Source organism: Naumannella huperziae, from assembly GCF_054073625.1.
The window spans coordinates 1,818,102-1,843,096 of record NZ_JBSXPH010000001.1 but is presented as its reverse complement, the minus strand read 5'-3'; the positions used below and the strand labels follow the sequence as shown (position 1 = coordinate 1,843,096).

Below are 24,995 nucleotides of genomic sequence, written 5' to 3'. Positions count from 1 at the left end.
CCGATCTGGCACTTGCTCGGCATCGGTGGGGGCGGCGACGCTGTACCTGCGCCAAAGGAGGCAACCGATGACCACGCAGACCGCAGGCCCGCCGGAGGCCGCGCCGAGGGACAAGGTGATGGAGCTGGATGCCGCCATCGCGGCCCATGTCCACGACGGCGACACCATCTGCCCGGAGGGCTTCGGCCACCTGATCCCGTTCGCCGCGGCGCACGAGATCATCCGCCAGGGCCGCCGCGGGCTGACGCTGGTCCGGATGACGCCGGACCTGATCGCGGACCAGTTGATCGCGGCCGACTGCGTCGACCGGCTCGTCGCGTCCTTCTTCGCCAGCGGCTCGGCCGGCTCGCTGCACGAGGTACGCCGGCGCATCCAGCACCACGACCCACGCCCGCTGGAGGTCGAGGAGTGGACCCACGGCCAGATGGCCGCGCGCTACTCCGCCGGCGCGACCGGCGCGCCGTTCCTGCCGGTGCATTCGGGCGTCGGCTCGGACCTGTTCGAGGTGAACCCGATGCTGCGCAGCGTCGAGGATCCCTACGGCGGCGGCCGGGTGGCGGTGGTGCCGCCGATCAGGCCCGACGTCACGATCCTCCACGCCCAGCGCGCCGACCGGCTGGGCAACGTGCAGCTGTGGGGCATCACCGGCATCCAGCCGGAGGCCGCCTACGCCGGGCGGCGCACGATCGTCACCGTCGAGGAGATCGTCGAGCCCGAGGTCGTGCGCAGCGACCCCAACCGGACGCTGATCCCTGCCCACGCCGTCACCGCGGTGGTGCCGGTCCCCCGCGGCGCGCACCCGTCGTACGTGCAGGGCTACTACCAGCGCGACAACGCCTTCTACCGCGAGTGGGAGGCGATCTCGAAGGATCGCTCGCGGCTGCTCGCCTGGCTCGACGAGTGGGTGCACGGCGTGGTGGACCGGGCGGCGTACGTGCAGCGACTCGGCGAGGAGCGCTGGGCGAGCGTGCGGCTCGACCCGCGGCCGGCGGCGCCGGTCGACTACGGGCGTACCCCCCGGAACGGGGGCGCGGCATGAGCACGAAGGTCGGGCCGGAGTTCCTGGCCACCGTCGCCTCGCGCGAACTGGCGGGCGAGCACCGCGTCTTCGCCGGGATCGGCCTGCCCACGCTGGCCGTCGATCTCGCCAAGCGCACGATCAATCCCGACCTCGAGCTGATCTATGAGTCCGGGGTGTGCGGCGCGCACCCGGAGACGATGGCCGAGGGCATCGCCGACTTCACGCTGGTCTCCGGGGCGGAGTCGGTGATCGGCATCCCGGCGCTGTTCGGCGCCGTGCTCGGCGGCGGCTATGTCGACGTGGGCTTCCTCGGTGCGGCGCAGATCGACCGCTACGGCTCGCTGAACACCACCGTGATCGGCGACTGGGCCAAGCCGCGGGTACGCCTGCCCGGCGCGGGCGGCGCCGCGGACGTGATGGCGAACTCGCGCCGGGTGATCGTGGTGATCCGCCGCCACGACCCCGACGCGATGCCGGCCGAGCTCGACTTCTGCACCTCGGCCAGCCCGGTCCGCGCGCGCGAGGCCGCGGAGCGCGAGGGCTTCGCGCTGCCGCAGGGGGCCGGCGTGAGCACGGTGATCACCCCGCTCGGCGTGCTGCGCCGCCCGGACCGGTTCGCCGAGCTCGAGCTGGCCAGCGTGCATCCGGGCGTCGACCCCGACGACGTGGTGCGCGCCACCGGCTGGCCGCTCCGGGTCGCCGCCGACCTGACCGAGACCACCCCGCCGACCGACGAGGACGTGCGGCTGCTCCGCGAGGAGATCGACACCGTGCGGCTCTACCTGCGCTGAGGGCCCGGGCGGCCCGCCGCGGTCAGGCGGGCCCGGGCCGATCGGCGGAGGCGAGCGCCTCCTCCACCCGGGCCAGCCAGTCGCCGGCCAGCGCGTCGAAGACGCCCGCCTGCTCGATCTGCAGGTTGTGGCCGGCGCGGTCGAGCGCGGCGAAGGTGGTACGCGGCCAGCCGCGGGTGAGCGCGAACTGGTCGGCGTACCCGACGACGGCGTCCTGCCGGGCGGTCACGACGAGCCCCGGGCCGGCGTACGCGGGCACCGAGCCCTCCCACGCACCGCGATACGCGGCCGCGATGCGCGCGAGGACGTCCTGATCCCCGCTGTCGATGCCCGCCTGGACCTCCAGGGCGGTGCGGACGAAGGTCTCGGGCGTCCGGACCACGCCGAGCGCGAACGCCGAACCGTCGACGATCTCGATCCCCTCGGCGCGCTCCGCGATGACGCGGTGCTCGGGAAGGTCTCGCGCGGCAGCCTCCGCGAGCACCGCCGGCGCGACCAGACACACACCGGCGTACCGCTCGGGCTCGGCGGCGAGCAGGCCCTGGGCGAGGTAGCCGCCGTAGGACTGCCCGGCCAGCGCGACCACCCCGCCCGGCACCAGCCGCCCCAATGCTGCCGAGACGACGGCGCGAACGTCGTCGGTGCCGGACAACTCCGCGGTCGCGGTGCTCAGACCGTGGCCCGGCAGGTCGAGGTAGAGCCGCCGCCAGCCCGGGTGCCGGGCGAACACCGGCTCGAACGCGCCGGTCATCAGCCGGTGATCGCAGGTGAATCCGTGCAGCGCCACGACGGTGCCGAGCTGTTCGCCGGTCGCGGGGAGATCGAGGTAGTGCACGCGGGACAGCGGAAGATCGAGGAAGGGCATGGCCACATTGTTCCGCGTCGCGGCCGGGCCGCGCTCCCGGTCCGCGCCTCGACCCTGCGGCACCGGATCGGCGACGGTCAGCGGCCCCGCGGCGCGGCGGCGGCCGGATCGGCGAGATCGGCGCTCAGCGCGAGCACCCGGCGCAGCGCCGGATTGGGATCGGCCTCGCGCCAGATGAGCTGGGTGGGTGAGGCCTCGACGTCGTCGGCGAGCGGGACGACCACGATCCCGTCGCGGCCCATCGCGTCCAGCGCGAGATCGGTGTTCAGCGTGATCCCCACACCCGAGGCGACGAGCGCGATCTTGCTCCAGGTGTCGGGCGCCTCCTGCACGATCCGGGGCACGAAGCCGCGGTCGGCGGCCAGCCGGACGAACTCCTCGCGCAGCACCGAGCCGGCCGACGGCGGGAAGGCCACCCACGGCTCCTCGGCGAGCTCGGCCATCGCCAGCTCAGCCCGCCCGGCGAGCGGATGGGAGTCGGGCAATACGACCACGAACCGGCCGCGGCGCATCGGCCTGGCGGCCATCCCGGGCGGCGGCCCCGGCGTCATCAGGAGCGCCAGGTCGAGCCGGCCGGCGAGGATCAGGCCGACCGCCTCGGCGCCATACGTGTGGGACTGCAGCACGAGGTCGATCCCCGGGTGACGGTTGCGCACGGCCCGGGCGAGCCGGCTGATCAGGTGCTGCGTGGACGGGCCGGTGAAACTGATCCGGACGGTGCCGACCTCGCCCTCCCCGGCCGAGCGGACCGCCAGCCGGGCGGCGTCCAGCGCGGCGAGCACCGCTCGCGCGGGCTCGACCAGGGCCGCGCCCTGAGCGGTCAGCGAGACCCGCCGGGTGGTCCGATCGAAGAGCTGGGCGCCCACCCCGCGCTCGAGCTGGCGGATCATCCGGCTGAGCGGCGGCTGGGCGATGTGCAGCCGCTCGGCGGCGCGGCCGAAGTGCAGTTCCTCGGCGACCGCGAGGAACGCGCGGAGCTGGGCGACGTCCATCCCGCCGATGCTCGCACAGTTTGATGCTCGGTGAGTATCAATTCCATGGCATTTTCCAGCTTGACGGTTAGCAATCGGCCGACGGAGGATCGGACCCGTCAACGGAGGGGATGGTCGATGGAGACGGCGGAGTTCGATGCGGTGCTCGCGACGGTTCGCGACCTGCTCGACTCCGAGGTGATCCCCGCCGAGCGTGAGATCGAGGAGACCGACCGGGTTCCCGATCGGCTGCGCCGCAAGGCCGCCGACATGGGCCTGTTCGGCTACGCGCTGCCGGAGCGCCACGGCGGCCTGGACCTTTCGATGACCGAGGAGGTGCGGCTCGCCATCGAGCTGGGCCGCGGCCCGATCGCCTTCCGTTCGATGTTCGGGACCAACAACGGGATCGCAGGCCAGGTGCTGGTCAACTTCGGCACGCCGCAACAGCAGGAGCGCTGGCTGCCGGGGATGGCGGCCGGCGAGGTGATCGGCGCCTTCGCGCTGACCGAGCCCGAGGCCGGCTCCGACCCGTCCGGCCTGACCACCAAGGCGGTGCGCGACGGCGACGGCTATCTGATCAACGGGGCCAAGCGGTTCATCACCAATGCCGATGTCGCCGACGTGTTCCTGGTGTTCGCGCGCACCGGCGATCCCGCCGACGGCAACCGCTCCATCTCGGTCTTCGCGGTCCCCCGCGACACCCCGGGCCTGTCGGTCGGGCCGTCGGACCAGAAGATGGGCCAGCGCGGCGCGCACACCGCCGAGGTCTGGTTCGACTCCGTCCGGGTCGGCGCGGACGCATTGGTCGGCGGCCGCGAGAACGACGGCTTCGCCGCGGCCATGCGCTCGCTGGCCAAGGGCCGGTTGCACATGGCCGGCATCGCGGTCGGCATGGCGGACCGGCTGATCGAGGAGTCCACGCGGCACGCACTGGTGACCCGGCAGGGCGGTACGCCGATCGCCGACTTCCAGCTCGTCCAGGCGATGCTCGCCGACTGCGCGACCGAGGCATACGCCGGCCGGGCGATGGTGCTGGCCGCCGCCCGCGAGTTCGATGCCGGCACCGACACGCGGCTGGCGCCGTCCGCGGCGAAGCTGTGGTGCACCGAGATGGCCGGACGGGTGGCCGACCGGGCGGTGCAGATCCACGGCGGCTCCGGCTATCTGCGCGAGTCGGCCGCAGAACGCTTCTACCGCGACGCCCGGCTGCTGCGCCTCTACGAGGGCACCAGCGAGATCCAGCGCGTGATCGTGGCTCGCCAACTGCTGCGCCGCCACGCCGAACCGAAGGGAAGATCGTGACCAACCCCGAGATCGTGATCGCCGCGCCCTACCGCACACCGGTCGGTGGTTTCGGCGGGAGCCTGCGGCCCGTCTCGGCCGCCGACCTGGCGAGCGGGCTGCTGCGCGGGCTGATTGAGCGCACGGAGCTCGACCCGGCCGAGGTGGACGAGGTGATCCTCGGCAACTGCAACCCGACCAACGAGGCGCCGGCGATCGGGCGGGTGGTGGCGCTCGACGCCGGCCTGCCGATCACCACGACCGGGCAGCAACTGGACCGCAGGTGTGGCTCGGGGTTGCAGGCGATTCTCACGGCCGCGGGACAGATCGCGACCGGCGGTTCCCGTCTGGTGCTGGCGGGCGGCACGGAGTCCATGAGCAATGCGCCGTTCTACACCCTCGACATGCGTTGGGGTACGCGCGCCGGCGACACCACGATGCGCGACGGGCTGGGCCGCGGGCGGGTGACCGCGGGCGGGAAGAACTTCCCCGTGCCGGGCGGAATGTTGGAGACGGCGGAGAACCTGCGGCGCGAGTACCGGATCAGCCGCGAGGCGCAGGACGAGCTCGCGCTCGAATCGCACCGACGCGCGGTCGCCGCCCAGCGCGCCGGCCTGTTCGACGACGAGATCATTCCCGTCCGCTTCGCCACCCGCAAGGGCGAGGTCACGGTCGAGATCGACGAGCACCCGCGCGCGGACGCCTCGCTGGAGGCGCTGGCCAAGCTGCGCCCGATCCTGCTCGCCGACGACCCCGAGGCGACGGTCACCGCCGGCAACGCCAGCGGCCAGAACGACGCCGCGGCGCTGGTGATCGTGACGACGCGCGAGCATGCCGAGCGTCTCGGGTTGCAGCCGCTGGCGCGGCTGGTCTCCTGGGCCGTGGCGGGGGTCGAGCCCGCTCGGATGGGGATCGGGCCGGTCCCGGCCACCGCCGCCGCGCTGGAACGAGCCGGGCTCGGTCTGGCCGACATCGACCTGATCGAGTTGAACGAGGCGTTCGCGGCACAGGCACTCGCGGTGATGACCGAGTGGGGTTTCACCGAGACCGACCGCGAGCGCACCAATGTGCACGGTTCGGGCATCTCGCTCGGACACCCGGTCGGCGCCACCGGGGCCCGGATGACCGGTCACCTGGCGCGCGAACTCAACCGGACGGGCGCTCGCCGTGGTCTGGTTACGATGTGCATCGGAGGCGGACAAGGCCTCGCAGCGATCTTCGAAAGGGTGGAGTGACGGATGGTACGCAAGATCAACTCGGCGGAGGAGCTGGAGGCGCTGGCCGGTGCGGAGCTCGGCACCAGCGACTGGGTGGAGGTGACCCAGGAGCGGATCAATCAGTTCGCCGACGCCACCGGTGATCACCAGTGGATCCACGTCGACATCGAGCGGGCGAATGCCGGCCCGTTCGGTGGGCCGATCGCACACGGCTTCCTCACCCTTTCCATGATCCCGGTGCTGGGCGCACAGATCAGCGCCATCGACTTCGGCTCGGCGAAGATCAATTACGGGCTGAACAAGGTGCGCTTCATGACCCCGGTCCCGGCCGGTGGCCGGATCCGCGCCCACGCTCGCGCCGCAGAGGTGAATCGGCTGGAGAAGGGCATCCAGTTGATCACCGAATACACCATCGAGCTGGAAGGCAGCGATCGCCCGGCCTGTGTGGCCGAGATGATCATGCTGATCATTCCCTGACGCTGCGCTCCGTCACTGCTCACGGGCGGTGATGCAGACATCGACCTCGAGCTCGCGGGCCGTCGCCCCGAGCGCCGCGGCCGCCCGGCGCTGGGCTTCGGCGACCACCTCGATCGGTACCCGCCCGGCGGCGACGACCACGTCGGCGTTGACGATGGCGCGGCCATTGACGACCCGCAGGTCGACCTCGACCGTCTCACCGTCCCCGAGGGCCTTTCGGGCGAGCCCGCGCAGCACGGCGCGCGGATTCGGGTGCAGCCGGACCACGCCGGGCGTCGCGCGCAACTCGTCGGCGATCAGGTCGGCAAGCGCCCCCGGGTCCAACTCACTCGTCGTCATGGACGTCCTCCACGCTCAGATCGACCACCGCTCCCGGTAGTCCCAGATCGCGCTCCAGCCGGGCGATGACCGCCGCTCGGATCCGCTCGACCAGCCCGGGGCTCAACTCACGGGCGGCGACCGAGAGGCCGATCCGCAGCCGCAGCGGCTCCCCGGGCTCGGCCAGCCCGCCCACCGTGCACCCGCGGGGTCGGACCCCGGCGATGGTCGAGGCGCCGTCACGGGCGAGCTGGGCGATCGCGGCCTCGCGAATCCGGATCTCGCCGAACTCGGTCCGCCGCAGCGGCAACCGCCGGCCACCACGCAGCTCCGAGCGGACCACGTGCATGATCGACGCCTTCACCGCCACGTCCGGGTGCTGCTCCGGATCGGAATCCGCGCTGTCGCGCCACTGCGCCGCCACTTCGTGAATCTCACGCAGACTCTCCCGGGCCCGGCCACATTCCGGGCAGTCCCGCTCGTGCTCGTCGGGCGGTCGGTCCAGGCCGGCCCACACCTGTTCGAGCGTGCGCCCGCAGGCGAGCGTGCCGGCGGCATCGGCCGTCCGAGGTGCCCTCATCTCCATTCGGCCATTCCTTTCGCCAGCGACGCGCGGGCGCGGGCGAGTTGCCCGCGTACGCCGCCCTCCGTCGTCCGGACGATGCGCGCGATCTCGGCGTAACCGAACCCGTCCAGTTCGCGCAGGATCCAGCACGCACGCTGATTCGGCGGCAGCTCGCGGACCAGCACCGCGAGCGCCTGCCACTGTGCCCCGTGCACGGCCGCGCCCTCCGGCCCGGGGCCGTCCGCGGCCTCGGCGTCGAGCAGGGTACGCCCGGCCGGATCCGGCGCATCGAGCGACTCCGGTGCCGGCGTCCGCGCACGCTGACGCAACTGGTCGAGGCAGCGGTGAGTGGCGCCGCGGTAGAGCCATGCCCGGAAGTGCGCGGGCTCGTTCAACTGGTCCAGGCGGCGCCACGTCGCGACCAGGCTGTCCTGGGTGACGTCCTCGGCCTCCGCGCGATCGCCGAGCATCCGCAGCGCGTGCCGGAAGATCGGCCCCTGGTAGCGATCCACCAGCGCCTCGAATGCGGCCACATCGCCATCCCGCGACCGGGCCACCAGCGTTGCGTCGTCCTGCCCGGCGAGCGGATCTCCGGGCTCGGTTCGTGCATCAGGCGCGGACGCCTCACGCACGGGTGACGATGTCGACACGGCCCCAAATATGCCACGATCCGCTCTCCGAAGGTTTTGTGACATAGATCACACGCATCGGCGCGTGAGGATTCCCGCGTACCGGCGTCTTCAACAGTGCAAGCCCAACGGTTGCGGAAAGGAACCCATCATGACCAACCCGACCACCAAGTCCACCGACAAGCCCGCCGGCACGAGCACCTCCACCGGCGGCAACGAGGTCGCGCGTGCCGAGTCCAAGCAGCTCGACGCTCTGCACACCGAGCAGGGCGACACCACGATCGCCGATCAGGTCGTCGCCAAGCTGGCCGGCCTCGCTGCCCGCGAGGTCGAGGGCGTCTACGCCATGGGCAATGCGGCGCGCCGCACCCTGAACGCCATCGCCGAGCGCATCCCCGGCTCGCAGACCAATGTCACCGGCGGGGTGAGCGTCGAGAAGGGCGAGCGCCAGGCCGCGGTCGACATGACCATCATCACCGAGTACGGCTACCCGATCGCCGATGTCGCACAGAACCTGCGCGACGCCGTGATCAAGGCCGTCGAGTTCGGCACCGGCCTCGAGGTGATCGAGGTCAACATCAACGTCACCGACGTGCAGCTCCCGGAGGACGCCAGCGACGACTCCGCCGGCAACGGCGGTGGCGACAAGAAGGACCGTCCGGAACTGCAGTGACCTGCGGGCCGGCCTGAGGGCGTGCCGGGGCACGAAGCCCCCCGTACCGTGTCCCGGCATCCCGCGGCCGCGCCAATCCGCAAGAATCTCACCAGTTCCGATTCCACAGTTTTCGGGGGCCCATTCCCGTTCGGCCACCGCTGGTGGCACAAGTCGAGGAGAAGCAGATGAACAACACCCAGTTCGCGATCATCGTGGGTATGGCCCTCGGCGCCATCGCGATCATTGCCGGCTTCGTGCCGTTGTTGATCACCGCGATCGGCGGGGCTGTCGGTTGGCTGGTGGCCCAGGTCGTCTCGGGCCGGATCGACGTCTCCCAGCTCACCGGCCGGGCGGGCGATCGGCGATGACCGTCGTCGACCCCCGCGTGGACGTCGACAACAGCGCAGCCTCGCAGATCCCCGCGGCCGACCGCGGGCGGCTGCGGATCGATCGACGAGTCGTGGAGAAGATCGCCTCCCAGGCCGCCAGCGAGGTCTCCGCCGCGGGCGGCACCTCGGGCGGATTCCTGGGCATCGGAGCCCGCCGCGACTTCGACGCCCGGCCCAAGGTCTCGGTGGACCTGCGCGGTGACTCCGCGACGATCGCCGTCACCTGCGGGGTTGCCTATCCCGCGCCGCTGCGCGAGACCACCGACGCGGTCCGCGCCCACGTGCACGACCAGGTCGAGCGCCAGGTCGGCATCACCGTCGACCGGGTGGACATCGATGTCGCCTGGCTGTCCCGCGCCGACACCGGGGTCGCCCGGCACCTTCGTTGAGGAGATGATCACATGGCACGCTCTTCCATGATCAGGCACGCGCAACGGCGTACCCCCGCGATCATCGTGGCCGTGCTGCTGGCCGGGCTCGGCTTTGTCGCCGCCTGGGCCGGCATCGAGGCCTCGATCACCCGGAACCTGCCGAGCTGGCTGGCCTGGCTGCCCCAGCGGCTACAGGACACGAGCTGGTTCTCACCGAGCATCATCGTCGCTTCCGTGCTGGCCGTCCTGCTCGGCCTACTGCTGATCGTGCTCGCCGTGAAGCCGGGCGCGACCTCCGCCCTGGCGGTCAGGCCGCCACAGGACCCGGAGGCGATCGCCAGCAGCGACGTTGCCCTGGCGCGCTCCGCCCTCGCCCGTATCTCCGGCGCCCGCGCCGCGCAGATCGACGGCGTCGACGGGGTATCGGTCAGCGCCGGTGCGCGTTCGGTCCGGCTCAGCGTCAAGACAGCCGCGGCCGATCCGACGGCGGTTCGCACCGCGGTCACCGAGCAGGTGCAGGAGCGCCTGGACGGGATCGGTTTCGTCCGCACCCCCAAGGTTTCCACCACGGCACGCCGGACGGCGTGACCCGGATTCGAGGAGTTGATCATGGCTGTTCCGCGTCGTAACGGTCCCAGCGGACCCAATCGGTTCTGGCTTTTCGTGATCGGCCTGCTCGCCGTGCTCGGCGGCCTGGTCGCCGGCGCCATCGCCCTCGGGCTGGCCAATCCCGCACTCCAGGCGGTCGGCCTGGCACCCATTGCGCCGGCCGACCCGAACACCAAGCTGGTCGGTGACGGTCAGGTCCCGCTGTGGGCCTGGCGAGGCGTCGCCGCGGTCGGCGTCGTGCTGTTCCTGCTCGGCCTGGTCTGGCTGATCGCGCAGTTCCCCCGCCCGATCCCCGCCAAGCCGTTCCGGCTGACGACCGATCCCGCCAGGGGCACCACCGTCGTCGACACCGGCGCGCTGGAGTCGGCGGTCGCCGAGGGCATCGAGGACATCCCCGGCGTGGTCGGTTCCTCGGTCACCGTCCGCGGCATGTCGACCGAACCGGTGGTCGAGGTCCGCGTGTCGGTGAACGAGCTGGCCGATGTGCGCCGGGTCCTGGAGGCCCTCGAGACCGGCCCGGTGAGCGATCTGGCCACCTCCCTCGGCGGTCGGGTCGCCGACCTGCGGGTCTTCGTGGACGCCACGGGGAGCACCCGCTCCGAGGGCGCCATCACCCTGTCCCGGGGAGAGCAGCTCGCCGCATCCTGACTGGCGAGACCCGCAGGCTGGGTCGGGCGCGGCCCGGCCTAGCCTGCGATCATGACCTACACGCACGGGCATCACGAGACGGTGCTGCGCTCGCACCGGTGGCGGACCGCCGAGAACTCCGTGGGCCACCTGCTCGATCGGCTCGATCCCTCGATGCGGCTGCTGGACATCGGCTCCGGTCCCGGCACCATCACGGCCGATCTCGCGGACCGGGTCGCCTCGGTGACCGCAGTGGAGGTCTCCGAATCGGCGCTCGACCTGACTCGCCGGACCTTCGCCGAGCGTGGCCTGGCTGGCGAGTTCGTGGTCTCCGACGCCCAGGACCTGGACCTGCCGGACGACGCGTTCGACGTGGTGCACGCCCATCAACTGCTGCACCACCTGCCCGATCCGGTTGCCGCGCTGCGGGAGATGGGCCGCGTATGCCGGCCCGGCGGGATCGTCGCCGTTCGCGAGGTCGACTATCACGGCTGGACATGGTTCCCCGAGCTACCCGGCCTCGATGCCTGGCAGGACCTGTTCCAGGCCGTGGCGCGCCGCAATGGCTCCGAACCCGATGCCGGCCGCCGGCTGCTCGCCTGGGCGCACGGGGCCGGGTTGTCGGAGGTGGCCTACTCCGCCGATGTCTGGGTCTTCGCCGACCCGGCGGACCGGAGCTGGTGGGGCGAGCACTGGGCCGAACGGATCCGGCACTCGGCGATCGCCGACCAGGCGCTGGCCGAGGGTCTGGCCGACCGCGACGACCTGGCGGCGATCGCGCAGGCGTGGTTGGCCTGGGCCGCAGACCCGGATGCGGTGTTGATCATGCCGCACGGGCGGCTGCTCGCGGCGCCGCCGGTCAGCCCTGCGCGCTGAGCCAGTGGCGGATGGCGGTGGCGACGGCGTCGGGATCCTCCATCGGAGCGAGATGCCCCAGCCCGTCGAAGATCACCGGCGCGGTCGATCCCGGGATCGCCGCGTGCAGGCGGAAGGCCTGTTCGACATCGATCCACGGGTCCTCCGCGCCCCAGCCGATGCCGGTCCGGCAGCGTACCTCCCCCAGCCGCTCGGCCAGCGGTCGGGTGTCGGCCGGCCGTAGTTGGGCGATCTGGCGATAGAACGCGGGCCGGCCGGCCTCGGTGAGCCACGGCGCCGCGAGTTCGGCTGTGCGCTCGGCGTCGAGCCGGTGGTTGCTGGCGCCCGCGATGTACTCGACCACCAGCGCGGCGTGCAGCGCCGGCGGCAGCCGCGCAAAGACGTCGTCGTGCTCGGCGACCAGCGAGAAGAACGGCGAGCCCCAGGGCTCCAGGGTGACGACGTCCAGCAGGAACAGGCTGGCGAAGTCGGCGCCGCCGAGCAGATGCGCACCCAGGGCGACCGCGCCGCCGATGTCGTGGGCGACCACATGCGGGCGTCGCACTCCCCAGTTGCTCAGCAGCCCGGCGAAGCGTCGGCCCTGCCGGACCAGATCAACCGGGTACGCCGGGTCCATGATCGACTGCCCGTAGCCCGGCATGTCCCACAACCAGACCCGGTGATCGCGGGCCAGCCGCTGGGCGACGGGCAGCCAGACCCGCGACGACCAGGGCGTGCCATGACAGAGCACCACATCGCCGCGCGCCGGGCCGCTCGGCGAGAGCTGGTAGGCAGCGATCGGCGTACCGGTCAGGTCCTCGCGCACCTCGCGGTCCCCTCTCGGCCGATCCGGTGGGCGCAGACGGGCTCGAACCGCCGACCCTCTGCTTGTAAGGCAGATGCTCTGACCAACTGAGCTATGCGCCCCGTGCCCGCCCTCGATGCGACCGCGACGGCGCGGACGGACAGCGGATCATGCTAGCCGGTGCACTCCGGCGCGTCCATGCGCTCACCCGGCGCACAGGCTCGGCGTACCCTCCGGCGGCGCCGCCAGGGTGACCGGGACGCCGAGGGGCAGGCTGTGCGCCGCCGGTCCGTGACCGAATCCGAGGTCGGCGGCCAGCGGTACGCCGAGCGGGCCGAGCGTCTCGACCATCAGGGCACGGATCTGCTCCGGCGGCCCGCAGTCGCGCCAGCTGCCGAGCGCGATCCCGGCGATGTCGTCGAACCAGCCGGCCCGCACCAGCGTCTGCAGGTGCCCGTCGAGCCGGTAGACGTCCTCGGTGACGTCCTCCAGCAGCGCGATCGCACCCGCGTTGTGGATCGCCGGCCGCCCGCGGGCGCCGATCGTCATCGCCAGCAGGGAGAGATTGCCGCCGATCAGCGGTCCGCGCGCCCGGCCGGGCACCAGCGTCCGGGCCGTGCCCGCCGACCAGGACCGCCCGGCCGGTCCGTCGAACACCGCGGCCCGCAGCGACGCGATCGCCGCGGCATCGTCGAGCAGGTCAGCGGTGGCGATCATCGGGGCGAACCAGCTCGGCACGTCGAGTCGCTCGCGCAGCCATTCGTGCAGCGCAGTGATGTCGGAGCTGCCGTACACCGGCTTGGGCGCGACGGTCGCCATTGCCTCGGCGTCCAGCAGATCCAGCACGCGCACGGTGCCGTAGCCGCCGCGGACGCAGAAGATCGCGGTGATCGACGGGTCGTGCCATGCGGCCACCAGATCGGCCGCCCGCCGGGCATCGGGTCCGGCCAGATAGTCCGCGCGCGGGTGCCGGGCGAGCGCGGAGTGGAAGATCACCGGTACGAGGCCCCAGTCGCGCAACAGCGCCGCGCCGCGTTCGAGCAGCGCCGCGGGCGGAGGACCGGCCGGCGCGACCAGCGCGACGCGATCGCCCGGTGTCAGCGGGCCGAGCCCCATCGCGATGTCGGGGACGGACTGCATCACGACCGTGCGCCGAGCCGCGACGGCACCACCGACAGCAGTTTGCGGGTGTAGTCGTGCTGCGGGTCGAGCAGCACCCGCTCGGTCGGCCCCTCCTCCACGATCCGACCATCGGTCATCACCACCACGCGGTCGGCGATGTTCCAGGCCAGACCGAGATCATGGGTGATCACCAGCGCCCCCAGACCAAGATCATTCTTCAGGTCCTGCAACAACGCGAGGATCTCGCCGCGTACCGACGCGTCCAGGCTGGCCACCGGCTCGTCGGCGACCAGGAAATCCGGCTCCAGCGCCAGCGCGCCCGCGATCACCACCCGCTGCCGCTGCCCGCCGGACAACTGGGCGGGCAGCAGCCCGGTGAACCGCTCCGGCGGCACCAGTTCCGCCCGGCGCAGTGCGCGCTCGACCTGCTCGGCCTCCGCGCCGGGCAGGCGATGGATGCGAACCCCTTCGGCGACGGCATCGCCGACGGTCTGCCTGGGGTTGAGCGAACCCGTCGGGTCCTGCAGCACGAACTGCACCTTCCGGCGGTACGCCTTGAGCCCGGCGCGGCTGGTCGGCAGCGGCTGTCCGGCCAGCCGCACCTCCCCCGAGGTCGGGCGCTGCAACCCGAGGATGGTCCGCGCGAGCGTCGTCTTGCCGGAGCCGGACTGCCCGACCAACGCGACGATCTCGCCCGCGTGCAGGTCGAGCGAGACCTGATCGACCGCTCGCAGGGTGCCGCCGCGGACGCGGAAGTCGACGGTCAGCCCACGCACGGCGAGCAGCGGGGTGCCGGACGCTTCGGCCCGCGCATCGCCTGCCGGCGCCGCCGCCTGTCCGGATCCGGCCCGGCGGCCGACCCGGTAGCGAGACGCCGGATCGCCGATCACCGGGAAGGCGGCGGCCAGCTCCCGGGTGTGCTCGTGCTGCGGGTCCCGCATCACCTGCTCGGACGGGCCCTGCTCGACGATCCGGCCGTCGCGCATCACCACGATCCGCTCGCAGGTCGCCGCCAGCACGGAAAGATCATGGCTGATCATGACCAGGGTCAGCCCGCGGTCGCGGACCAGCCCGGAGAGCACCTGCAGCACCTGCGCCTGGACCACGACGTCCAGGGCGGTGGTCGGCTCGTCGGCGATGATCACGTCGGGATCGCAGGCCAGCGCCATCGCGATCATCACCCGCTGCTTCTGCCCGCCCGACAGCTCGTGCGGGTAGGCATCGGCGCGCTCGACCGGCAGGTCGACCAGGCCGAGCAGTTCGCCGACCCGGGCCCGGACCTGTTCGGGCGAGCGGGCACCGTCGGTCGGGTGCAGCTCCAGCGCCTCGGCGATCTGGGCTCCCACCCGGCGTACCGGGTTCAGCGAATGCATGGCCCCCTGGAAGACGATCGCCGCCTCGGTCCACCGCACCGCGCGCAACCGCCCCCAGCGCATCGACGTGACGTCCTCGCCGTCGAGCAGGATCTCCCCGCTCACCTCGGCGCTGCGCGGCAGCAACCGCAGCGCCGACATCGCCAGGGTCGACTTGCCGCTGCCCGACTCCCCGGCGATACCGACGGTGCCGCCGGCCGGCACGGCAAGATCGACGTCGTCGACCGCCCGGAACCGCTCGGCGCCGATCCGATAGTCGACGCTCACCCCGCGCCACTCCAGTGCCGCGGTCATCGCCGGCCCCGCAGGCTCGGATTCGCCACGGCCTCCAGCGCGCGGCCGACCAGGGTGAAGCTCAGCACGATCGCCACGATCGCCAGGCCCGGCGGCAACACGAACCACCAGTAGCCGGCCGTCGCCGCACCGCTGTCCAGGGCCGAGCGCAGCATCGACCCCCAGGAGATCGTGTTCGGGTCGCCGAGGCCGAGGAAGGACAGCGTCGACTCCGCGATCACCGCCGAGCCGACGGCGAGCGTGGTGGTGGCCAGCACCAGCGGCAGCACAGCGGGCAGCACGTGCCGACCGAGGATGCGACCGTCGCCGGCGCCGAGCGCCCGCGCCCGCTCGATGTAGGGCCGCGCCTCGATCGTCAGGGTCTGCGCGCGGACCAGCCGGGCATTGCGTGCCCACGAGGTGAGGCCGATGGCGAGGATGATCGTCCCCGGGCTGCGCGGCAGCACCGCGGCCAGCACGATCGCGAGCAACAGATCGGGCACCACCAGGAAGAAGTCGACGACCCGCATCAAGATCACCTCGGCCGGCCCCCGCGCGTGCCCGGCGATCATGCCGATCACGGTGCCGAGCACCATCGCGACCGCGGTCGCGGCGAAGCCGACCAGCAGCGAGATCCGCGAGCCCCACAGCAACAGGCCCAGCACGTCGCGGCCGAGCGGGTCGGTGCCGAGCAGGTGCGCCGCCGACGGCGGCTCGTTGGAGCGTGCCGTCACCCGCGTCACGTCCAGGCTCTCCAGCGGCACCAGCAGCGGGGTGAGCACGGCGATGACGATCACCACGAGCAGCACCACCAGACCGACGATCCCGCCGCGGTCGGCGGCGAACTGCGCCCACGCCCCGCCGATCCTGGACCCGCCTCGAACCGTGCTCATGCGGTCCGCAGCCTCGGGTCGAGGAAGCGGTAGGCGATGTCGGCGGCCAGGTTCATCGCGATCACCACCGCGGAGAAGACCACGAAGGTGCCCTGGAGCAGCGGAAGGTCGGGCGTACTCAGGCCCTGATAGGTGAGATAGCCCAGGCCGGGCCAGGAGAACACGGTCTCCACGGTGACCGCCCCGCCGATCAGGAAGCCGAAGTTGACGAAGATCAACGTCACCGTGGGCAACAGCGCATTCGGCACCGCATGGCGGGTGCGGACCCGGTCCTCGGTCAGTCCCTTGGCCCGGGCCGTGACCAGATAGTCGGCGTCCATCTCCTCCAGCACCGACGCGCGCATCACCATCAGGTACTGGGCATAGATCACCGCCGTCATGGTCAGTGCCGGTAGCACCAGATGCCAGGCGATGTCGGCGACCAGGGCGAAACCGGACAGTTGCGCGCCGGCCGTGACCATGCCGCCGGAGGGGAACAGCCGCAGGCCGCCGGCGAAGATCAACAGCAACAACAGCCCGAGCCAGAACGTCGGCACCGACCAGAACACCAGCGCGATCGCGGTCTGGCTCTGGTCGAACCAGCCGCCGCGCCGCCACGCCGCCTTCTGACCCAGCCACAGCCCGAGCGTCACCGACAACACGAAGGCGGTCCCGGTGAGCAGCAGCGTCGGGGCAAGATAGTCGGCGATCAACTGGGCGACCGGCTTGTTGTAGACGAACGACCAGCCGAGGTCGCCGCTGGCGAGGCCGGACAGATACTTGCCGAACTGCACCCAGACCGGCTGGTCCAACCCGAGCTGGCGGCGGATCGCCTCGACCTGCTCGGCGGTCACCGGCCGACCGGCGGTGATGGTCCGCACCGGGTCGCCAGGGATCAGCCGGAACAGGAAGAAGCCCAGCACCACCACCAGCAGCATGCTGATCGCGGCGCCGCCGGCCCGGGCCGCCAGGTAGCGGCCGATCCCGGTCCGCGGCGGGGCGGCCCTGGTCTCGGCGACCTGCTCCGCGGCGGGCAGGCTCACCCGGTCACTCCCGGTCGTCGGCGGAGGTGCCGCGCCGCCTGGCCAGGTAGACCCCGCCGAAGATCGCGAGCAGCACACCGACACCGATGGCGACCCAGCCGCCGACCGGCATGCCGCCCCCGGCCCCGCCTGCTCCGCCCGGTCCGGCCGCGGGCGCCGCCGGGGCCGCCGCGTGGAAGCCCCAGTAGTAGTTCTGGTACGCGATGATCCCGCCCTCGGCCGGCTGCCGGGTGAAGGCGTCGAACCGGTCGCTGCGGTACGCCTCGAGCTGCTGCTGGTAGTAGACGGGCCGCACCACGGCGTCGCGGTACATGATCGACCAGGCCTGCTTCACCAGCTCGGCGCGCCGGGCCGGGTCGAGCTCGGTGTGCTGCTGGGCGTACAACTCGTCGAACTCGGGATTGCAGTAGTTCGCCTCGCTGTTGCCGTTGCCCTCCGCGTCCACCCGCCGGTCGCAGGTGTTGATCGACAACTGGTAGTCCGGGTCGGGATTGATCGACCAGCCGCTGACGTAGAGGTCGTAGTTGCCGGCGGTGGTCACCTCGTCGAGCTGGTTCGCGCTCATCGCGGAGACATCGACGCCGATGCCGACGTCGGCCAGCCAGGCCTTGACGAAGTCGGCGATCTGGGTGTGGGTCGGGTCGCTGTTGCGGACCAGCATCCGCAGTTGCAGCGGCTTGCGATCGGGCCCGAGCCGCTTGCCGTCCGAGCCGCGGGCGTACCCGGCCTGGTCCAACAGCCGATTCGCCTCGGCCGGATCGAAGGCATAGGGCTCGGTGCCGGCGGCCAGCCCGAAGTAGTCGGGATACACCGGCGGCTCCTGGGTCACGCCGGGCTCGCCGTAGCCCTGCAGGACCCGGTCGATCAGGGCCTGGTTGTCGATCGAGTGCATGATCGCTTGGCGGACCAGCGGATCCTTCAGGGCGGCATTGCCGTCGCCGTACTCGGTGTCGTCGGGCCCGCGCTGACCGTGGTTGATGTTCACCGAGGTGAACCGGCGGCCGTTGCCGGGATTGGTGGTGATGCCCGGCTGGTTGGCCAGCGAGTCGAACTGCGCGGGGGTGAGCTGGGTGACGAAGTCCACCTCGGCCGAGCGCAGCGCCTGCACGGCGGCGTCCAGGTTCCGGTAGACGGCATAGGTCAGGCCGCCATTGGGCGCTGGACCCCGCCAGAAGTTCGGATTGACGTCGAGATCGACGCTCTGCCCCTGGGCATAGCTCTTGATCACGTACGGCCCGGAGCCGACCGTGTCGCGATCATTGGGGTAGGTCTCGGCATCGACGTTCTCCCAGACGTGCTTGGGCACGATCGGGATCTCGAAGCCCGGATTGGATGCCTGTGGCTCGGTGAGGGTGATCACCAGGGTCTGCGGGTCGGGCGCGGCGATCTCGGCCATGTTCTCGACCAGGCCACCGTTGGCCGTCCCGAGGGCCTCGTTGTCCTTGATCGACTGCAGGGTCCAGCGGGCGTCCTCGGCCGTCAGCGGCTGCCCGTCGGACCACAGCCGCCCCTCGGGGAAGGTATAGGTCCACACCTTGGCATCGGGCGATGTCGTCCACTCCGATGCCAGCCCGGGCACGGGCTCGTTGTTGACGCCGACGCCGACGATCACCTCGTACTGGTAGCGCAGCAGGCCGGTACTGGTGAGGAAGACCGCCTGGAACGGGTTCAGGGTGTCGATGTCGCTGGTCAGGGCGACCCGCAGCCGTGGCGGATCCTCGGCCCGCGCCGGCGCGCTCGCGCCGGTCACCGCAAGCCCGAGCGCGAGGGCGAGGGACGCGATGGCGGCAAGCCACCGCCTCGGCAGGGTACGCCGCTTCAGCCGATCCACTGTGACCCTCGATTCGTCTCCCGTGCACCCCGCGCGGATGCAGCCAGTTCGCGTGCACCGTCGGAGCAACCACGCGCGTGCGACGCAGCAGCAACGAACCACCGCAGCGCGGCCGCGGTCAAGCCCCCGCGCCGATGGCGACGCGGATCCGATGCCCGATCGTTGTCATCGCCGCGAGCACACCATCGCGCGGATCCACGGCCTCGCTCCAGTTCGCGCCGACCGCATACGCGACGGCACCGGCCGGGCCGTCCGCGGTCCCGATGTCGATCCGGGCGGTCGCGATCGTCCCGGTCTTGTTGATCAGGGTGATCCCGCGGTCGGGGTCGGCGTGCGCCAGCGGGTCGAGACCGAACGCGGCCGCGACCATCGACAGATCGGCATCGGCGGCCAGCCAGCGCGCGACCCGCGCGGAGACGGCCGCGTCGATCACCTCGCCCCGGTGCAGGGCCGCCATGATCGCCGACAGCTCCGCGCCGGTACCGACCGACAGGGTCGGCGGATCCTGCGGCCCGCGCGGCCAACGGATCCGGTCCAACAGCGCGCTGTCGCGCATCCCGAGCGCGCGGCCGGTCGCCGCGACGGCGTCGATCCCGACTCGCTCGATGAGCACATTGGTGGCGAGGTTGTCGCTGAAGGCGCCGACGAGCGTGCACAGGTCCGCCGCGGGCAGGGCGTCGGTGGCCAGCAGGTACCACACGCCCGAGTCGGCGACCATCAGTTCCGGGGTACGCCGCAGCGGCTCGGCCGGATCGAGCTCACCGGCGGCGAAGGCGCGCGCGCACTCGATCAGCAGAAAGATCTTGCCGACGCTGGCGGTACGCAGTACCCGCTCGGGCCACGCGGCACCGAGCACCTCGCCGCTGGCGGCATCGCGCAGGCAGACCGACCAGTCGGCCTCGGCCGGCAGGTCGGGCAGTTCGATCCGATCCATGATCAGCGCAGTTCCACCCGGCCGAGCGCGACGGCGGCGGCGCCGAGCAGGCCGGCATTGTCGAGCTCCGCGGCCCGCAGCTCGAGCCCCCGGACATACGGCAGCGCCGCATAGGCGCCGAGGTGGCGGCGGATCGGGTCGAAGATCACCTGCCCGGCCTTCGCGACGCCGCCGCCGAGCACGACGACCGAGACGTCGAGCATGGTCGCCGCGGTGGCGATCCCGGCGGCCAGCGCGCGCATCCCCTCGTCGATCACCTCGAGCGCGACCGGGTCGCCGTCGCGGGCGAGCGAGGTCAGTTCGCGGGCATCGGCGACCGCCAGCCCGCGGGCGCCGGCGGCGGCGGTCAGCGCGGGGCCCCGGGCGTACAGCTCGACACAGCCGTGCCCGCCGCACACGCAGCGCTCCCCCGCGAGGTCGACGGTGATGTGACCGACGTGGACGGCATTGCCCGTCGTGCCGGTGAACAGTTCGTCGTTGATCACCGCTCCGCCGCCGACCCCGGTCGAGACGGTCATCCCGATCATGGAATCGACATCGCGCCCCGCGCCCAACCAGTACTCGCCGAGGGCGATCGCGTGACCGTCACCGATCAGGGTCACCGAGCCCGGCGGCGATCCCGTCGCCTCGCGGGCGCTGGCCCGCACCCGATCCACGATCCCGAAATCGCGCCAGGCTCCGATGTTGACCGGGCTGATGCTGCCCGCGGGCCCGTCGATCGGACCGGCCGAGCCGATGCCGATCCGCGGCGGTTCGCCGTCCCAGTCGGCCAGCATGGCGCCGACCGCGGCACCGACCGGCGCATAGACGGCGTCCGGGTCGGCCGATCGGAGCGTGGGCACGATGGTCTCGGTGAGTAGCGCCCCGGTCTCGTCGACAATGGCGAGCGCGACCTTGGTGCCACCGATGTCGATGGCGAGGACCCGTTGCGTCACCCGCGCGACTCTAGCCGGGCCCGCGTGCCACGCGCCGCGCCGTAAGCTGCGAGCTGTTTCCACCGCTGGGCCGCCGTGCCGGAGAGGACCCGATGACGACACCGTTCCGCACCGATGCTGGGCTGCTGACCGACGCCGAGGGGCGCGTGCCCGACATGCTGGCGGACCTGGGACGGCTGATCGAACGGGAGACGCCGACCGCGGACCGGGTGGCCGTCGCGGCCGCGGCGGCCGACGCAGCAGCACTGATCGCCGAGCGCACCGGCCTGGCGGCGGAGTCGCTGGTGGTCGACGGCTGCACGCACCTGCGGGTCCGCGGCGACGATGCGGCACCGAACCGGGTCCTGCTGCTCGCCCATCTCGACACCGTGTGGCCGATCGGTACGCTCGCCCGGCTGCCGTTCGCGGTGACCGACGGCGTGATCCGCGGACCGGGCTCGTTCGACATGAAGACCGGCCTGGTGATGGCGATCCACGCGCTCGCGCTGCTCCGCGATGCCGGCCGCCCACCCCGCGGGGTGTGCCTGCTGGTGACCGGGGACGAGGAGATCGGCTCCCCCACCTCGCGCGAACTGATCCTGACCGAGGCGGCCGGGGCGCGGGCCGCGCTGGTGCTGGAGGCGGCCGGACCGGGCGGCGCCTGGAAGGTCGGGCGCAAGGGCGTGGCGCGCTACCTGGTCGAGATCGCCGGCCGCGCCGCCCACGCGGGGCTGGACCCGGAGAAGGGGGTCAACGCCGGGCTGGAGCTGGCGCACCAGATCGCCGCGATCGCCGGGCTCGGCGACGCCGCGCTCGGCACCACCGTCACCCCGACCACGCTCGGCGGCGGGACTGCCATCAACACGGTTCCCGCCACCGCCTGGGTCGAGGTCGATTCCCGGGCCCGGACCGCGCAGGAGCAGCAGCGCGTCGATGCGGCGATGCACGCGCTCACCCCGGTGCTGCCCGACGCGAGCATCCGGGTCGACGGCGGCATCAACCGCCCGCCGATGGAGCCCGCGAGCGGTGCCGGGTTGGTCGACCTGGGCACCGAGGTGGCCGCCGAGCTCGGCATCGTCGCCCCCGGCACCATGGAGGTGGGCGGCGGCTCGGACGGCAATTTCACCGCGGCGGCCGGCGTACCCACCCTGGACGGGATGGGCGCCGTCGGGGACGGTGCGCATGCCGACCACGAACACGCCCTCGTCGATCAACTCGGGCCCCGAACCGCGCTGCTCGCCGGGCTCGTCGCGCGGCTGCTGGACTGATCATGGACGCCGGTACGCCCGTGCGGGTACACGCGGTGCACGATGCCGCCGGCGCCCGGCGGGTGGTCGCGGTGATCGAGACGATCTGGGCCGGTGGCGCCGGGATCGACGCCAACACGATCGTGGCGCTCGCCCACTCCGGCAACTATGTGGTGATCGCCGAGCACGACGGCGCCGATGTGGGCGCCGGCCTGGGCTTCTTCGGCCCGCCCGGCAACGCGACGCTGCACTCCCACATCGTCGGCGCGACCGAGCGCGGCGCAGGCCGCGTGATCAAGCACCACCAGCGCGCCTGGTGTGCCGAGCGCGGCGTCGGGTCGATCACCTGGACCTTCGATCCGCTGGTGGCCCGCAACGCGTGGTTCAACCTGTCGGTGCTCGGCGCGCGTCCGGTCGAGTACCTGGTCGATCACTACGGCGAGATGCGCGACGAGATCAACGCCGGTCAGCCGAGCGACCGGATCCTCCTCACCTGGCCGGTCGCGCCCGCGCCCGACCCGCCGGCGCCACCCGACCCGGAGCTGGTGATCGAGATCCCGGCCGACATCGAGGCGCTGCGGCGTACCGACCCCGACGCGGCGCGGGCCTGGCGCCTGCGGACCCGGAAGCGCTTCGTCGCCGCCTTCGCCGCCGGCCTGTCCGCCACCGGCTTCGTCCGCCCGGCCGGCGGCCGGGGCGGCGCCTACACCTTCGCCCACCAGGAGTCTCGATGAAGCTGCGCTCGCTCACCCTGCACGCTCTGCGCCTGCCGCTGATGGCACCGTTCACCACCTCGTTCGGCACCCAGACCGAGCGGCGCGCCTACCTCGTCGAGGGCCGCTTCGACGTCGGGTCCGGCGAGCCGGTCACCGGCTGGGGCGAGTGCGTCGCGATGGCCGAGCCGCTGTACTCGGCCGAGTACGCCGACGGCGCGGCCCAGGTGATCGAGCGCTGGCTCGCGCCGGTCCTGTTCGCCGCCGACGAGCTGAGCGCCGAGACCGTGGCCGAACGCCTCGCGCCCGTCGTCGGGCACCCGATGGCCAAGGCCGCGCTGGAGATGGCGGTCCTGGACGCGCAACTGCGGGCGGGCGGGCGCTCGTTCGCCGATCACCTCGGGGTGACCCGCGACACCGTGCCGTCGGGGGTCTCGGTCGGACTGCAGCCGAGCACGGACGAGCTGGTGCGGGTGGTCGGCGGCTATCTGGACGCCGGGTACGCCCGGATCAAGCTCAAGATCAAACCCGGCGTGGACATCGACGCAGTTCGGGAGGTACGCCGCGCGTTCGGCGACGAGTTGTTGCTGCAGGTCGACGCCAATGCGGCGTACACGCTCGCCGATGCCGCCCGGCTGCGCCGGCTCGACGAGTTCGGCCTGCTGCTGATCGAGCAGCCGCTCGGCGAGGCCGATCTGCGCCAGCATGCCGCGTTGGCGCGCCAGCTCGACACCCCGATCTGTCTGGACGAGTCGATCGTGTCGGCGCAGGCGGCCGCCGATGCGATCGCCCTGGGCGCCGCTTCCGTGATCAACATCAAGCCGGGCCGGGTCGGCGGCTACCTGGCGGCCCGGCAGATCCACGACCTCGCCCGGGCCAACGGGGTGGCCGTGTGGTGCGGCGGCATGTTGGAGACGGGCATCGGTCGGGCGGCGAATGCGGCGCTGGCCGGGCTGCCGGGCTTCACGCTGCCGGGCGACATCTCCGGCTCGGACCGGTTCTATGCCACCGACATCATCACCGAGCCGATCACGATGAGCGGCGGCGTGGTCGCGGTCCCCCGCGGCCCGGGATTCGGCGTTGAGGTGGACCCGGACGTGCTGGGCCGGTTCCGGGTGGGCTCGCGCGAGCTGGCCCGCTGAGTGGATCAGTCGCCCAGCGCGCGGGCGCGGGCCAAATGGTCGTCGATGTCGCGGGCGGCCCCGATCGGGTTCACCACGGACCAGGCGACGACGCCGTCGCGGCCGATCAGGAACGACCCGCGGACGGCGCATCCGCGCTCGGCCTCGAAGACCCCGTAGGCGCGCGCGGTGTCGCCGTGCGGCCAGAAGTCGCTGAGCATCGGGAAGGGCAGGCGCTCGGCCTCGCCGAAGACCCGCTGGCTGAACGGCGCATCGCACGACATCGTCATCGGCCGCACCCCGGCCGCCAGGAACTCCGGATGCAGTTCGGCCAGACGGGCCAGCTCGCCGGTGCAGGTGCCGGTGAACGCGAACGGGTAGAAGACCAGCAGCACCGGCGTCTGCCCGAGCGCCTCGGACAGCGTGACCGGGGTGCCGTGCGCATCAGGTCGGGTGAAGTCCGGCGCGGGATCGCCTGCGGCCGGCGCGCCCCCGGTGCTCACCGCCGCGCGCCCTTGGTGCGTACCAGTTTGCTCGCCGACCAGTCCCCGGAGACCGCGATGGTGCTGGTCATGGCCAGGCCGGCGGTGGCCGCCGCCTCGGCGATGTCGGCGGGGTCGACATAGTTGTCCCGGCCCACCTTCGGGGTGAGCAGCCAGATCCGGCCGTCATCGGTCAGGTCGGTCAGTGCGTCCATCAGGCCGTCGCCGACGTCGCCGTCGTCGTCTCGCCACCACAACACCACCACGTCCACGGCGTCGACCGAGTCCTCGATCAGCTCGCCCTCGATCGCGGACTCGATCTGTTCGCGCAGATCCTCGTCGACATCGGAGTCCCAGCCGAGCTCCTGGACCACCTGGCCCGGCTCCAGATCGTGTGCCGGGCCCGCGGGGCCCTTGCCCCCGGTCGGCCGATCCCCGGACTTCTGCGACGTACCCACCTACTCCTCCACCCTCGTCATCGGCCGCACCGCGACACTTTCTGTTACTCGGAATCCGGCCCGCTGCGGGGCCGCTTGACATGTCAGATTGCCAGAGGTGGCGCGGCCTGCCTACCCCGGGTTCGCCGGGCTCGACGCCCGGGTCGGTGCCGTCGGCACCGCACGC

At 72.3% G+C, this 24,995-nt stretch carries 29 protein-coding genes and 1 tRNA gene; 14 read left to right on the top strand and 16 right to left on the bottom strand.

All coding sequences use genetic code 11. From position 1 onward, the window contains the following. Window positions 1-67: 67 nt before the first annotated feature. Both ACXDC7_RS08880 and ACXDC7_RS08875 read left to right on the top strand, forming a co-directional pair. On the top strand, window positions 68-1,039 hold the full coding sequence (locus ACXDC7_RS08880; protein ID WP_179443887.1) for a CoA transferase subunit A: 972 nt from the start codon (window positions 68-70) through the stop codon (window positions 1,037-1,039). Next, window positions 1,036-1,812, top strand: coding sequence for a CoA-transferase subunit beta (locus ACXDC7_RS08875; protein ID WP_179443888.1), 777 nt, complete (start codon window positions 1,036-1,038; stop codon window positions 1,810-1,812). Before ACXDC7_RS08880 ends, ACXDC7_RS08875 begins: the two co-directional genes overlap by 4 nt. A 22-nt stretch (window positions 1,813-1,834) precedes the next feature. Here ACXDC7_RS08875 and ACXDC7_RS08870 read toward each other — a convergent pair whose 3' ends face one another. Both ACXDC7_RS08870 and ACXDC7_RS08865 read right to left on the bottom strand, forming a co-directional pair. Next, window positions 1,835-2,677 carry an alpha/beta fold hydrolase gene (locus ACXDC7_RS08870; RefSeq protein ID WP_459221890.1) on the bottom strand — a complete coding sequence of 281 codons (843 nt, stop codon included), beginning with the start codon at window positions 2,675-2,677 and terminating at the stop codon, window positions 1,835-1,837. A gap of 77 nt (window positions 2,678-2,754) precedes the next feature. Continuing rightward, a complete protein-coding gene (locus tag ACXDC7_RS08865; protein WP_459221889.1) occupies window positions 2,755-3,669 on the bottom strand; it encodes a LysR family transcriptional regulator in 915 nt (304 codons plus the stop codon). A gap of 117 nt (window positions 3,670-3,786) precedes the next feature. On the opposite strand from ACXDC7_RS08865, the gene ACXDC7_RS08860 reads away from it, so the two are divergent. The 3 genes from ACXDC7_RS08860 to ACXDC7_RS08850 are packed head-to-tail and all read left to right on the top strand — an operon-like array spanning window position 3,787 to window position 6,623. Beyond that, window positions 3,787-4,950 carry an acyl-CoA dehydrogenase family protein gene (locus tag ACXDC7_RS08860; protein ID WP_179443891.1) on the top strand — a complete coding sequence of 388 codons (1,164 nt, stop codon included), beginning with the start codon at window positions 3,787-3,789 and terminating at the stop codon, window positions 4,948-4,950. Beyond that, window positions 4,947-6,164 (top strand): acetyl-CoA C-acetyltransferase, encoded by a 1,218-nt coding sequence (locus tag ACXDC7_RS08855; RefSeq protein WP_343045825.1) that lies wholly within the window; start codon window positions 4,947-4,949, stop codon window positions 6,162-6,164. The genes ACXDC7_RS08860 and ACXDC7_RS08855 overlap by 4 nt, the downstream gene beginning before the upstream one ends. Before the next feature lie 3 nt (window positions 6,165-6,167). Beyond that, window positions 6,168-6,623, top strand: a complete 456-nt coding sequence (locus tag ACXDC7_RS08850) for a MaoC family dehydratase (protein ID WP_179443892.1) — start codon at window positions 6,168-6,170, stop codon at window positions 6,621-6,623. 12 nt (window positions 6,624-6,635) lie between these two features. On the opposite strand, the gene ACXDC7_RS08845 is transcribed toward ACXDC7_RS08850, so the two are convergent. The 3 genes from ACXDC7_RS08845 to ACXDC7_RS08835 are packed head-to-tail and all read right to left on the bottom strand — an operon-like array spanning window position 6,636 to window position 8,039. Then, window positions 6,636-6,962 carry a hypothetical protein gene (locus ACXDC7_RS08845; protein ID WP_459221888.1) on the bottom strand — a complete coding sequence of 109 codons (327 nt, stop codon included), beginning with the start codon at window positions 6,960-6,962 and terminating at the stop codon, window positions 6,636-6,638. Then, on the bottom strand, window positions 6,949-7,527 hold the full coding sequence (locus ACXDC7_RS08840; RefSeq protein WP_459221887.1) for a hypothetical protein: 579 nt from the start codon (window positions 7,525-7,527) through the stop codon (window positions 6,949-6,951). The genes ACXDC7_RS08845 and ACXDC7_RS08840 overlap by 14 nt, the downstream gene beginning before the upstream one ends. Then, entirely contained in the window at window positions 7,518-8,039 is a 522-nt protein-coding gene (locus ACXDC7_RS08835) for an RNA polymerase sigma factor (protein ID WP_459221886.1), read from the bottom strand. Before ACXDC7_RS08835 ends, ACXDC7_RS08840 begins: the two co-directional genes overlap by 10 nt. Window positions 8,040-8,286: 247 nt before the next feature. On the opposite strand from ACXDC7_RS08835, the gene ACXDC7_RS08830 reads away from it, so the two are divergent. The 6 genes from ACXDC7_RS08830 (at window position 8,287) to ACXDC7_RS08805 (ending at window position 11,662) form a co-directional block, all read left to right on the top strand. Beyond that, complete coding sequence (locus tag ACXDC7_RS08830; RefSeq protein ID WP_179443896.1) at window positions 8,287-8,808, top strand: Asp23/Gls24 family envelope stress response protein; 522 nt, start codon at window positions 8,287-8,289, stop codon at window positions 8,806-8,808. A 167-nt stretch (window positions 8,809-8,975) separates the two neighbouring features. Then, window positions 8,976-9,158, top strand: coding sequence for a hypothetical protein (locus tag ACXDC7_RS08825; protein ID WP_179443897.1), 183 nt, complete (start codon window positions 8,976-8,978; stop codon window positions 9,156-9,158). Then, window positions 9,155-9,568, top strand: coding sequence for an Asp23/Gls24 family envelope stress response protein (locus tag ACXDC7_RS08820; RefSeq protein ID WP_459221885.1), 414 nt, complete (start codon window positions 9,155-9,157; stop codon window positions 9,566-9,568). The genes ACXDC7_RS08825 and ACXDC7_RS08820 overlap by 4 nt, the downstream gene beginning before the upstream one ends. A 12-nt stretch (window positions 9,569-9,580) precedes the next feature. Beyond that, a complete protein-coding gene (locus tag ACXDC7_RS08815) occupies window positions 9,581-10,138 on the top strand; it encodes a DUF6286 domain-containing protein (protein ID WP_459221884.1) in 558 nt (185 codons plus the stop codon). A 21-nt stretch (window positions 10,139-10,159) separates the two neighbouring features. Further along, entirely contained in the window at window positions 10,160-10,807 is a 648-nt protein-coding gene (gene amaP / locus ACXDC7_RS08810; protein ID WP_179443900.1) for an alkaline shock response membrane anchor protein AmaP, read from the top strand. Between the two features lie 51 nt (window positions 10,808-10,858). Continuing rightward, window positions 10,859-11,662: a class I SAM-dependent methyltransferase gene (locus tag ACXDC7_RS08805; RefSeq protein WP_459221883.1), complete on the top strand. Its 804-nt coding sequence runs from the start codon at window positions 10,859-10,861 to the stop codon at window positions 11,660-11,662. On the opposite strand, the gene ACXDC7_RS08800 is transcribed toward ACXDC7_RS08805, so the two are convergent. The 9 genes from ACXDC7_RS08800 to ACXDC7_RS08760 form a co-directional block, all read right to left on the bottom strand. Continuing rightward, window positions 11,646-12,467: an alpha/beta fold hydrolase gene (locus ACXDC7_RS08800; protein WP_459221882.1), complete on the bottom strand. Its 822-nt coding sequence runs from the start codon at window positions 12,465-12,467 to the stop codon at window positions 11,646-11,648. The two genes, ACXDC7_RS08805 and ACXDC7_RS08800, sit on opposite strands and share 17 nt — an antisense overlap. Before the next feature lie 27 nt (window positions 12,468-12,494). Beyond that, window positions 12,495-12,568, bottom strand: a tRNA-Val gene (locus tag ACXDC7_RS08795). A gap of 82 nt (window positions 12,569-12,650) precedes the next feature. Next, window positions 12,651-13,586 carry a S66 peptidase family protein gene (locus tag ACXDC7_RS08790; protein WP_459222815.1) on the bottom strand — a complete coding sequence of 312 codons (936 nt, stop codon included), beginning with the start codon at window positions 13,584-13,586 and terminating at the stop codon, window positions 12,651-12,653. Beyond that, a complete protein-coding gene (locus ACXDC7_RS08785; RefSeq protein ID WP_459221881.1) occupies window positions 13,586-15,235 on the bottom strand; it encodes an ABC transporter ATP-binding protein in 1,650 nt (549 codons plus the stop codon). Before ACXDC7_RS08785 ends, ACXDC7_RS08790 begins: the two co-directional genes overlap by 1 nt. Beyond that, on the bottom strand, window positions 15,232-16,107 hold the full coding sequence (locus ACXDC7_RS08780) for an ABC transporter permease (protein WP_459221880.1): 876 nt from the start codon (window positions 16,105-16,107) through the stop codon (window positions 15,232-15,234). Before ACXDC7_RS08780 ends, ACXDC7_RS08785 begins: the two co-directional genes overlap by 4 nt. After that, a complete protein-coding gene (locus ACXDC7_RS08775) occupies window positions 16,104-17,129 on the bottom strand; it encodes an ABC transporter permease (protein WP_459221879.1) in 1,026 nt (341 codons plus the stop codon). The genes ACXDC7_RS08780 and ACXDC7_RS08775 overlap by 4 nt, the downstream gene beginning before the upstream one ends. Before the next feature lie 4 nt (window positions 17,130-17,133). After that, complete coding sequence (locus ACXDC7_RS08770) at window positions 17,134-18,960, bottom strand: ABC transporter substrate-binding protein (RefSeq protein WP_179443905.1); 1,827 nt, start codon at window positions 18,958-18,960, stop codon at window positions 17,134-17,136. Between the two features lie 118 nt (window positions 18,961-19,078). Then, window positions 19,079-19,894, bottom strand: a complete 816-nt coding sequence (locus tag ACXDC7_RS08765; protein ID WP_459221878.1) for a serine hydrolase — start codon at window positions 19,892-19,894, stop codon at window positions 19,079-19,081. A 2-nt stretch (window positions 19,895-19,896) separates the two neighbouring features. After that, on the bottom strand, window positions 19,897-20,829 hold the full coding sequence (locus ACXDC7_RS08760; RefSeq protein WP_459221877.1) for an ROK family protein: 933 nt from the start codon (window positions 20,827-20,829) through the stop codon (window positions 19,897-19,899). 92 nt (window positions 20,830-20,921) lie between these two features. Here ACXDC7_RS08760 and ACXDC7_RS08755 point away from each other — a divergent pair, with 92 nt between their 5' ends. Genes ACXDC7_RS08755 through menC form a run of 3 tightly spaced genes read left to right on the top strand, consistent with a single transcriptional unit; the run spans window position 20,922 to window position 23,910 of the window. Then, window positions 20,922-22,076 carry a M20 family metallopeptidase gene (locus ACXDC7_RS08755; protein ID WP_459221876.1) on the top strand — a complete coding sequence of 385 codons (1,155 nt, stop codon included), beginning with the start codon at window positions 20,922-20,924 and terminating at the stop codon, window positions 22,074-22,076. A gap of 2 nt (window positions 22,077-22,078) precedes the next feature. Next, entirely contained in the window at window positions 22,079-22,789 is a 711-nt protein-coding gene (locus ACXDC7_RS08750; protein ID WP_459221875.1) for a hypothetical protein, read from the top strand. Continuing rightward, the gene (gene menC / locus ACXDC7_RS08745) at window positions 22,786-23,910 is read left to right on the top strand and encodes an o-succinylbenzoate synthase (protein ID WP_459221874.1); all 1,125 of its coding nucleotides are present in this window, start codon (window positions 22,786-22,788) and stop codon (window positions 23,908-23,910) included. Before ACXDC7_RS08750 ends, menC begins: the two co-directional genes overlap by 4 nt. A 5-nt stretch (window positions 23,911-23,915) precedes the next feature. Here menC and ACXDC7_RS08740 read toward each other — a convergent pair whose 3' ends face one another. Then, a complete protein-coding gene (locus ACXDC7_RS08740; RefSeq protein WP_179443911.1) occupies window positions 23,916-24,392 on the bottom strand; it encodes a redoxin domain-containing protein in 477 nt (158 codons plus the stop codon). Next, on the bottom strand, window positions 24,389-24,760 hold the full coding sequence (locus tag ACXDC7_RS08735; RefSeq protein WP_218843956.1) for a DUF3052 family protein: 372 nt from the start codon (window positions 24,758-24,760) through the stop codon (window positions 24,389-24,391). Before ACXDC7_RS08735 ends, ACXDC7_RS08740 begins: the two co-directional genes overlap by 4 nt. Between the last annotated feature and the right edge of the window lie 235 nt (window positions 24,761-24,995).

Coding starts and splice junctions, on each gene's coding strand:
- ACXDC7_RS08790 (WP_459222815.1), bottom strand. CDS start 13,586: ATGCAGTCCGTCCCCGACATCGCGATGGGGCTCGGCCCGCTGACACCG.
- ACXDC7_RS08765 (WP_459221878.1), bottom strand. CDS start 19,894: ATGGATCGGATCGAACTGCCCGACCTGCCGGCCGAGGCCGACTGGTCG.
- ACXDC7_RS08830 (WP_179443896.1), top strand. CDS start 8,287: ATGACCAACCCGACCACCAAGTCCACCGACAAGCCCGCCGGCACGAGC.
- ACXDC7_RS08845 (WP_459221888.1), bottom strand. CDS start 6,962: ATGACGACGAGTGAGTTGGACCCGGGGGCGCTTGCCGACCTGATCGCC.
- ACXDC7_RS08880 (WP_179443887.1), top strand. CDS start 68: ATGACCACGCAGACCGCAGGCCCGCCGGAGGCCGCGCCGAGGGACAAG.
- ACXDC7_RS08815 (WP_459221884.1), top strand. CDS start 9,581: ATGGCACGCTCTTCCATGATCAGGCACGCGCAACGGCGTACCCCCGCG.
- ACXDC7_RS08785 (WP_459221881.1), bottom strand. CDS start 15,235: ATGACCGCGGCACTGGAGTGGCGCGGGGTGAGCGTCGACTATCGGATC.
- ACXDC7_RS08860 (WP_179443891.1), top strand. CDS start 3,787: ATGGAGACGGCGGAGTTCGATGCGGTGCTCGCGACGGTTCGCGACCTG.
- ACXDC7_RS08875 (WP_179443888.1), top strand. CDS start 1,036: ATGAGCACGAAGGTCGGGCCGGAGTTCCTGGCCACCGTCGCCTCGCGC.
- menC (WP_459221874.1), top strand. CDS start 22,786: ATGAAGCTGCGCTCGCTCACCCTGCACGCTCTGCGCCTGCCGCTGATG.
- ACXDC7_RS08780 (WP_459221880.1), bottom strand. CDS start 16,107: ATGAGCACGGTTCGAGGCGGGTCCAGGATCGGCGGGGCGTGGGCGCAG.
- ACXDC7_RS08865 (WP_459221889.1), bottom strand. CDS start 3,669: ATGGACGTCGCCCAGCTCCGCGCGTTCCTCGCGGTCGCCGAGGAACTG.
- ACXDC7_RS08870 (WP_459221890.1), bottom strand. CDS start 2,677: ATGCCCTTCCTCGATCTTCCGCTGTCCCGCGTGCACTACCTCGATCTC.
- ACXDC7_RS08850 (WP_179443892.1), top strand. CDS start 6,168: ATGGTACGCAAGATCAACTCGGCGGAGGAGCTGGAGGCGCTGGCCGGT.
- amaP (WP_179443900.1), top strand. CDS start 10,160: ATGGCTGTTCCGCGTCGTAACGGTCCCAGCGGACCCAATCGGTTCTGG.
- ACXDC7_RS08755 (WP_459221876.1), top strand. CDS start 20,922: ATGACGACACCGTTCCGCACCGATGCTGGGCTGCTGACCGACGCCGAG.
- ACXDC7_RS08820 (WP_459221885.1), top strand. CDS start 9,155: ATGACCGTCGTCGACCCCCGCGTGGACGTCGACAACAGCGCAGCCTCG.
- ACXDC7_RS08805 (WP_459221883.1), top strand. CDS start 10,859: ATGACCTACACGCACGGGCATCACGAGACGGTGCTGCGCTCGCACCGG.
- ACXDC7_RS08825 (WP_179443897.1), top strand. CDS start 8,976: ATGAACAACACCCAGTTCGCGATCATCGTGGGTATGGCCCTCGGCGCC.
- ACXDC7_RS08840 (WP_459221887.1), bottom strand. CDS start 7,527: ATGGAGATGAGGGCACCTCGGACGGCCGATGCCGCCGGCACGCTCGCC.
- ACXDC7_RS08750 (WP_459221875.1), top strand. CDS start 22,079: ATGGACGCCGGTACGCCCGTGCGGGTACACGCGGTGCACGATGCCGCC.